This window comes from uncultured Chitinophaga sp. (assembly GCF_937874145.1).
Classification (GTDB): Bacteria; Bacteroidota; Bacteroidia; order Chitinophagales; family Chitinophagaceae; genus Chitinophaga.
Map to the genome: position 1 here is coordinate 1 of NZ_CALNBI010000253.1, position 7893 is coordinate 7893.

Annotated in this window: 6 protein-coding genes; all 6 read left to right on the forward strand. The window is 58.2% G+C overall.

Annotated elements, in window-relative coordinates:
- The first annotated feature begins 279 nt into the window (after window positions 1–279).
- Window positions 280–1386 (forward strand): DNA-processing protein DprA, encoded by a 1107-nt coding sequence (dprA, locus tag Q0510_RS12645; protein ID WP_298712084.1) that lies wholly within the window; start codon window positions 280–282, stop codon window positions 1384–1386.
- A 148-nt stretch (window positions 1387–1534) separates the two neighbouring features.
- Window positions 1535–3013 carry an IMP dehydrogenase gene (gene guaB, locus Q0510_RS12650; protein ID WP_298712087.1) on the forward strand — a complete coding sequence of 493 codons (1479 nt, stop codon included), beginning with the start codon at window positions 1535–1537 and terminating at the stop codon, window positions 3011–3013.
- A gap of 82 nt (window positions 3014–3095) precedes the next feature.
- The gene (gene lnt, locus Q0510_RS12655) at window positions 3096–4700 is read left to right on the forward strand and encodes an apolipoprotein N-acyltransferase (RefSeq protein WP_298712089.1); all 1605 of its coding nucleotides are present in this window, start codon (window positions 3096–3098) and stop codon (window positions 4698–4700) included.
- Window positions 4681–5484 carry an alpha/beta fold hydrolase gene (locus Q0510_RS12660; protein WP_298712090.1) on the forward strand — a complete coding sequence of 268 codons (804 nt, stop codon included), beginning with the start codon at window positions 4681–4683 and terminating at the stop codon, window positions 5482–5484. Before lnt ends, Q0510_RS12660 begins: the two co-directional genes overlap by 20 nt.
- 243 nt (window positions 5485–5727) lie before the next feature.
- Window positions 5728–7662, forward strand: a complete 1935-nt coding sequence (locus Q0510_RS12665; protein WP_298712093.1) for a gliding motility-associated C-terminal domain-containing protein — start codon at window positions 5728–5730, stop codon at window positions 7660–7662.
- A gap of 11 nt (window positions 7663–7673) precedes the next feature.
- A partial coding sequence (locus Q0510_RS12670; RefSeq protein WP_298712095.1) for an SDR family NAD(P)-dependent oxidoreductase occupies window positions 7674–7893 on the forward strand: 220 nt, incomplete at its 3' end.

The following is a 7893-nucleotide window of genomic DNA, read 5'->3' on the forward strand; positions in this document are numbered from 1 at the left end:
GGGACCGGAAGTCCAGGGATCAGCGGCGGCGGCCGGAGCGCCCGAAGCAGCCGGGCCCGCCGTTTTGCAGGCCGCCATCATAATTACTACGATGAAATAAACGTAACGCATATACGATATATTTTTTGAGGTGTCCCTTTGGAGTCAACAAAACAAAAATCGGGAAAATTCCAATCGGAGCCTGAAAAAAACGGTGAGAATATCTCCGATTTCCGGAGATATTCTCAGGTTTCTTTTTGCGCAAATTCCCCTAGCTTCGGTTCCCTCAAAATTTCATCCATGCCAACCGAAACCCAATGCCGTATCGCGCTTACTTTCATCCCCCAGATCGGGGATGTGGTAGCGCGCCACCTCGCCGAACATTTCGGCGACGCCGCTTCCATCTTCTCCGCACCCCGCCGCGAGCTGGAACGCATCCCAAACGTAGGCCCCTCCCGCGCAGACGCCATCCGGCAATTCCGCGATTTCACCCGCACCGAAGCCGAAATCCGTTTCCTCGAACACCACAAAATCACACCCCTCTTCTGGACGGAAAACGATTACCCCGCCCGCCTCCGCCATTGCTGGGATGCGCCCGTTCTCCTATACGCCCGCGGCCGCATGGATCTCCACGCTCCCCGCATGCTGGGCGTAGTAGGCACCCGGCGGCCCAGCGCCTACGGAACGGAGTGCTGCCGGGCCCTGGTGGCCGGTCTTGCCCCACTACAAGTCACCATCGTGAGCGGGATGGCCTACGGGATCGATATCACCGCCCACCAGGCCGCCCTGGAAGCCGGTTTGCCCACCATCGGCGTACTGGCCCACGGGCACGACAAGCTCTATCCCGCCGCCCACGCCCGCATCGCCAGGCAGATGCTGGAGCAGGGCGGGCTGCTGAGCGACTTCCCAAGCGGCACGCCCCTGAACCGCATGCACTTCCCACGCCGCAACCGCATCGTGTCGGGCTGTTGCGACGGTATCCTGGTCATCGAAAGCGGCATTACCGGCGGTTCGCTCATCACGGCGGACCTGGCCAACAGCTACAACCGGGATGTGCTGGCCGTTCCCGGCCGCGTTGGCGACGACCGCTCCGCCGGTTGCCTCACACTCATCCGGCAGCACAAAGCCGCCCTGGTGACCTCCGCCGACGACATCGCCGAGGCGATGAACTGGCATACGCCTGCCTTGAAGCCCCCTTCCCCCGTTCAAACGGCGTTATTCAACGAGCTCGATCCCGACCAGCGGCGGATACTCGACACCCTGGGCACAGAACGCCTCAGTATGGACGAAGTCCAATACCGCAGCGGTATCCCGCGGAGCCGGGTGGCCGAAGTCGTACTGGGGCTGGAAATGATGGGGATCCTAAAAGCCATGCCGGGACATACGTTCCAGCACCTGGGGAGTTAAAGAAAAGGGCTGCCGGGGCGGAGTGCTGCCGCCGGCCTGCACACACATGATATTAATACCGTACATGAAAATCGGTTTGCGTTGAATCCATAAAATAGTCGTACATTTGCGTGCAATTATTTAGCAACCTTACCAAAATAATTGCAATATGCCTGCGGGAAAATCCAAAGAGAAATTTGTAGCTGACGGTCTCACCTTCGACGATGTATTACTGGTGCCTGCCTACTCCGAAGTACTGCCCAGAGAAGTCAACATCTCCACTCAACTTACCAAGAATCTGCGTATCAACATTCCCATGGTGTCTGCCGCCATGGATACTGTAACGGAAGCCACGCTGGCCATTGCATTGGCGCGCGAAGGCGGCCTGGGTATCCTGCACAAGAACATGAGCGTCGAGAAGCAGGCAGAACTGGTAAGAAAGGTGAAACGCAGCGAAAGCGGCCTGATCCTCGACCCGGTTACCCTCAGCGCAGACTCTACCATCGGCCAGGCATTGCGCCTTATGCGGGATAACGGCATCAGCGGCATCCCCATCGTAGACGGCGACAAAAAGCTCATCGGCATCCTCACCAACCGCGACCTCCGCTTCGAAAAGCACAATACCAAACGCCTCATCAGTGAGGTGATGACGAAGGAAAACCTCGTGACCGCGCCCGAAGGCACAGACATGAAAAAGGCAGAAAAGATCCTTCAGCAGCACCGCATCGAAAAACTGCCTGTTGTGAACAAACAGGGCAAACTGGTAGGGCTTATCACATACCGCGACATTCTCCAGCTGCAAAGCTTCCCCAACGCCGCCAAAGATTCCTTCGGCCGGCTGCTCGTAGGCGCTGCGCTTGGCATCACCGCCGATCTGCAGGACCGCGCCGCGGCATTGCTCAATGTTGGGGTTGACGTGGTAACGCTCGACAGCGCCCACGGCCATTCCATCTATGTGCTCGAGGCCCTGAAGAAACTGAAAAAGAACTTCCCGAAGCTGCAGGTGATCGGTGGTAACGTAGCCACTGCCGAAGGCGCCCTCGCCCTGGCAGCCGCCGGTGCAGACGCCGTGAAAGTAGGCGTAGGGCCCGGCTCCATCTGCACCACCCGCGTGGTGACAGGCGCCGGCTTCCCGCAGCTGTCGGCCGTAATGAACGCCGCGCAGGCCCTGAAAAAGGCAGGCATCCCCGTTATCGCAGACGGCGGCATCCGTTATACCGGTGATATGGTGAAAGCCCTCGCAGCAGGCGCATCCACCATCATGGCCGGCTCCATCTTCGCAGGCGTGGAAGAATCGCCCGGAGAAACCATCATCTACGAAGGCCGTAAATTCAAATCCTACCGCGGTATGGGCTCCATCGAGGCCATGGCGGAAGGTTCGAAAGACCGCTACTTCCAGGATGTGGAAGCCGACATCAAGAAGCTCGTTCCCGAAGGCATCGTAGGCCGCGTTCCCTATAAAGGAACTCTCGCCGAAGTGGTGCAGCAGTTCGTGGGCGGCCTCCGCGCAGGTATGGGTTATGTAGGCGCCAAAGACATCAAGGCCCTGCAGGACGCGCAGTTCGTGAAGATCACTTCCGCCACCGTGAAGGAAAACCACCCGCACGACGTCGTGATCACCAAAGAAGCGCCGAACTACAGCCGCTAATCCGTCCATATTTTCCCGTGATATTTCGAAGGGCCTGCCAAAGCGGGCCCTTTTTCTTGCGTTTCCCTGTTATATTTGAAAAATGAATGCAATCCTGCGCAAGCGCGGCACCCTGCTGCTCAGTATTTTTTCCGGCCTCCTCCTCTGGGCGGCCTGGCCTACCTCTCCCCTTACCTTCCTGATCTTCTTCGGCTTCGTTCCCCTCCTGGCCATGAGCGATAAGATGACCGAACGCCCCGGCGCCTATTTCGGCCTGCTTTTTCTCGCGTTCTGGATCTGGAATACCGCCACCACCTGGTGGGTCGGCAATACCACCGTTCCCGCCAGCGGCATCTTCGCCAACGCATTCAACGCCCTGCTCATGACCATCCCCTGGATGGCGTACCGCACCACGCGCCTGCGCGCCGGCAGGGCCACGGGGTATTTCGCCCTCGCAGTATACTGGATGACATTCGAGTACATCCACCAGCACTGGGAGCTCAGCTGGCCCTGGCTCACCCTGGGCAATGCATTCGCCATGCGGCCCGAATGGGTGCAGTGGTACGAATATTTGGGTACGGAAGGCGGATCGTGGTGGGTGCTGATCGTCAACATCCTCATTTACCGCGCTATCCTCCAATACCGGGAAACGCCCCGTTTCAAGGCCGCCCTGGCTCCCGTGCTCGCCATCATCCTGCCTACGGCCGCCTCTTTCCTCGTTTCCGGTTATACGCAAAATGCCGGCGGGGAGAAGATCGTGGTGGTGCAGCCGAACATCGACCCGTACGACGAGAAGTTTGCCCGGGGCGCGGCGGAGCTGCAACTCCGCAAACTGCTGGACCTCTCCGCACAAAAAACCGACTCTTCCACCCGATTCATCATCTGGCCCGAAACCGCGCTTTTCCCCACCGGCTCCTGGGAACACCAGCTGAACGAACAGCCCGAGGTGCTGGCCATCCGGGAATTCCTTCGCCAGTATCCCAAAGCCAGGCTCATTTCCGGGGCCGCCACATACAAGCAATACACGGTGATGGACGATATCCCCGCCACCGCGCGCCACGCTTCGGAAGGCAATTACTGGTACGACGCGTTCAATGCTTCCGTCCAGATCGATACGTCCGGCAACGTGCAGGTGTACCACAAAGCCCGGCTCGTGCCCGGCGTGGAACTGACGCCCTACATGCGTTACCTCCCTTTCATGAAGAAACTAGCCCTCGACATGGGCGGCATTTCCGGCAGTTATGGGCTGACGCCCGGGGTTTCCTTCTTCACCAACAACACCTGCAACATCTACACGGCGATCTGCTATGAATCGGTTTACGGCAGCTTCGTGGCTGAAAAAGTACGGGAAGGCGCCCAGTTGCTCGTAGTTTGCACCAACGACGGATGGTGGGGCAATACCGAAGGCCACCGCCAGCACCTGCAATACGCCCGCCTCCGCGCTATCGAAACGCGCAGATGGGTGGCCAGGAGCGCCAATACCGGCATCTCGGCGCTGATCTCCCCCCTGGGCCAAATCGAATCTTCGTTGCCCTACTGGGAACCGGGGGTGTTGTCGGGGGAAGTGCAATGCGATTCGTACCAGACGTTTTACGTCAAATATTGCAGCTACATCGCCATCGCACCGGTGATCTTTTGTATCTTGCTGCTGGCATACACCATTGTTTTACGTGTAATTCGCAGGAAACATGTGGAAAACATTCGATAACGGAGGACAGGAAGGCGCTTACTGGACCGAAGGCCAGGGCGACGCAGTGCTTTTGCTGCACGGTTTCGCGGAAGACCATTCCGTTTGGGAGCATCAGACTGCTTACCTCCGCGCACATTACCGGGTGATCGTCCCGGATCTCCCCGGCACCGGCCGTTCCGGCCTCACTTCCCCCCTCAGTATGGAATCCATGGCGGCATTCGCCTGGAAGGCCCTCCAGGCCGAAGGCATCGCCAGCGCCGTCGTGATCGGCCATTCCATGGGCGGATATGTGGCGCTCGCTTTCGCGGAAGCCTATCCCGATGCCGTGGAAGGCCTGGGGCTCTTCAGCTCCACTGCCCGCCCGGATACGGAAGAGAAGCGGGAAGGCCGCCGCAAATCGATCCGCATCATGCAGCAATACGGCGTGGAATCTTTCGTAACCCAGCTGCTGCCCAATATGTTCGCGGCGGAATTCAGGGGCACGCAGGTAGCCCGGATCGATAATTACATGCAACAGGCCATCAAGATCCCCATGGCCAGCATGATCGCTTATTACGAAGCGATGATCGCACGGCCGGACAGGACCGCCGTCTTATCCAACATTACCCAACCGGTATTTTTCTTCGTAGGGAAAGAAGACCAGGCCGTTCCGCTGGACAACAGCATGAGCCAGGTGGTGCTTCCATCCGTCGCCAGCATCCATATTTTCGACCGCGTCGGGCATATGGGGATGCTGGAGGTATTCGAAGAAAGCAGCCTGCTCCTGCACCAGTTCATCACCTTCTGCCAGCACCGGCAATAATCTTTTTGCAGATAGAAAGGCTTCTCCGCCCCTGCGGCTCATCCGTGCCGCAGGGGCGCCGGCCGTCTTCCCCCCGTCCCCGCCGGGTAAACTTCGCGGTTAAACGAAAAATCACGATTTTCCATACAGCTATCCAACAGCCCCTTACACTTTATCGCTAAAATTATTTAGCCCGCCCGAAACTTAAATTTCAGCAAGCGCCCGTTTTTCCGTAAATTATGGGTACACAAAACGCCTAACCCCATGGGCAAATTTGTAACGCTCCTGATCTTACTGGCCTGTTTCCTGATCGGCGATGTGTACGCGTACCATATTATCGGTGGGGAAATTTTTTACCGCCATCTCGGCATCAACCCCACAAACGGTTTACACCGGTACCGGATCATCATGAAGTTATACCGGGACGGCAATTTTGTGTGCGGCACCCGCCAGGGCTGCCTCGATTACTTCGAAAACCCCGTTCCCTTCCACATTTTTACCGCTTCCGGCAGCCGCGTGGGCGCCCCCCGGCTCATGACCATCGCCCGCACCGCTTCCATCCGCGATACGCTTAAAAACCCTTGTCTTGCCCCGCAGACCGTATACCTGGAAGTAGCGTTTTATGAAAGCGACGTCATAGAGCTCGCGGCTATCCCCGGCGGGTATTATGTTTCCTACCAAAGGTGCTGCCGCGGCGAAGCGCTCACCAATATCTACAACTCCGAACGCGAAGGTTCCAACTTCGTAACCTGGATCCCCGGCACCGAGCTGCGCCCGGAAAATAACAGCGCCGTCTTCGACATCGAGGAAGCCCCCGTGATCTGCGCCGGGCTGCCTTTGCGCTATAATTACCGGGCCATCGACCCCGACGGCGACAGCCTCACTTACGCCCTCTGCAGCGCCCTTACCGGCGGCAACAGCCGCAACAACGAAAACGTCGCCAATCCCCCGCCATACAATACCACCGTCAGTTACATCCCGCCGTACAATGGCGGGAACCCCATGGGCGGCAGCCCGCCGCTCAGTATCGACAACAACGGCCTCATCACCGGTACGCCCGACAGGGCCGGCCAGTTCGTGGTGTCGGTATGCGTGTCGGAATGGGACAGGGCCACCCGGCGATTGCTGGGCACGCATCACAAAGACATCCTCATCACCGTATACAATTGCTCCACCCGCATCACCGCTTCCACCCCTTCCACATTGTACCATTGCAACGACTCCCTGGGCATGCGCGTACCCATCACCAACAACAGCGTGGCCGGGTTTACGTCGCAGTTCCTGTGGACCTTCAGCGACGGCACGGATACCATCACCGATTCGCGCAACGTCTTCTACAAAACTTTTGCAGACACCGGTGTTTTCAACCTGAAGCTGGTAGTCAACCCCGGGTTGCCCTGTACCGACAGCACCACCGGCCGGATTTTCAATTATCCCGGCCTGCGGACGGGATTCACCGTGCAGGGGCTTTGCCGTGAAAATCCCGTGTTCTTTACCGACACGTCCACTTACCGCAATGGCGTTATCACTTACCGGCAATGGGATTTCGGCGACGCGGCCACCGATGCGGATACGTCCAACATCACCACCCCGCTCTACCGGTATGCCAACGGGGATATCTATACGATAAAGCTGCACATCCAAACCAACCGCGGCTGCGAAGCCACCGTTACGAAGAACTTCCGGCTGTACGACGTCCGGCCGTTCGCGGGGAACGATACCATCCTGGCAAGGGGGCAGACGTTGCGGCTGAATGGCCAGGGAGGGGAAATGTACCAGTGGACGCCCGCGCATATGCTCAGCGACGCCAACGCGCGCGACCCGGTGCTCACCTGGAACGAGGAAATCACGCTCCGGCTGCGGGTCAGCAACCAGCAGGGCGGTGTGGGGTTTGATGATATCAACGTCAAATATTACACCGGTCCCGAATTCTATATTCCCAATGCCTTCTCCCCGAATGGCGACGGCGTGAACGACTTTTTCCGTTTTATTCCCGTCGGTATCAAGGAGTACCAGTACTTCCGGATATTCAACCGATGGGGCGAGCTGGTGTATAACTCGCTTGATTTCCGGAAAGGCTGGGACGGGTATCACAAAGGCCGCCCTGCCGCGGTGGATACGTATCTCTGGATTTTGGAAGGGATCGACCTGCACGGCGTCAAAATTTCCAAAAAAGGGACCGTAACTTTGCTTCGCTAAACGGTAATAACATGAAGACTGGAAAAACTGCCCTCATCACCGGCGCCACTGCCGGATTCGGGGAAGCCTGCGCCGAACGTTTCGCGCGGGAAGGATACCGGCTGATCGTCACCGGCAGGAGAACGGAGCGATTGACTGCGTTGCAGGAAAAGCTGAAATCGGACTTTGGGACGGAATCCCTGGCGCTAACCTTCGACGTCCGTTCGAAAGCGGAAGTGGTGGCGGCGCTGG

What these genes read in the sequence shown, in the direction of transcription:
- lnt (WP_298712089.1), top strand. Translation starts at nt 3,096, where the DNA reads ATGAATGCAATCCTGCGCAAGCGCGGCACCCTGCTGCTCAGTATTTTT.
- Q0510_RS12660 (WP_298712090.1), top strand. Translation starts at nt 4,681, where the DNA reads ATGTGGAAAACATTCGATAACGGAGGACAGGAAGGCGCTTACTGGACC.
- dprA (WP_298712084.1), top strand. Translation starts at nt 280, where the DNA reads ATGCCAACCGAAACCCAATGCCGTATCGCGCTTACTTTCATCCCCCAG.
- guaB (WP_298712087.1), top strand. Translation starts at nt 1,535, where the DNA reads ATGCCTGCGGGAAAATCCAAAGAGAAATTTGTAGCTGACGGTCTCACC.
- Q0510_RS12665 (WP_298712093.1), top strand. Translation starts at nt 5,728, where the DNA reads ATGGGCAAATTTGTAACGCTCCTGATCTTACTGGCCTGTTTCCTGATC.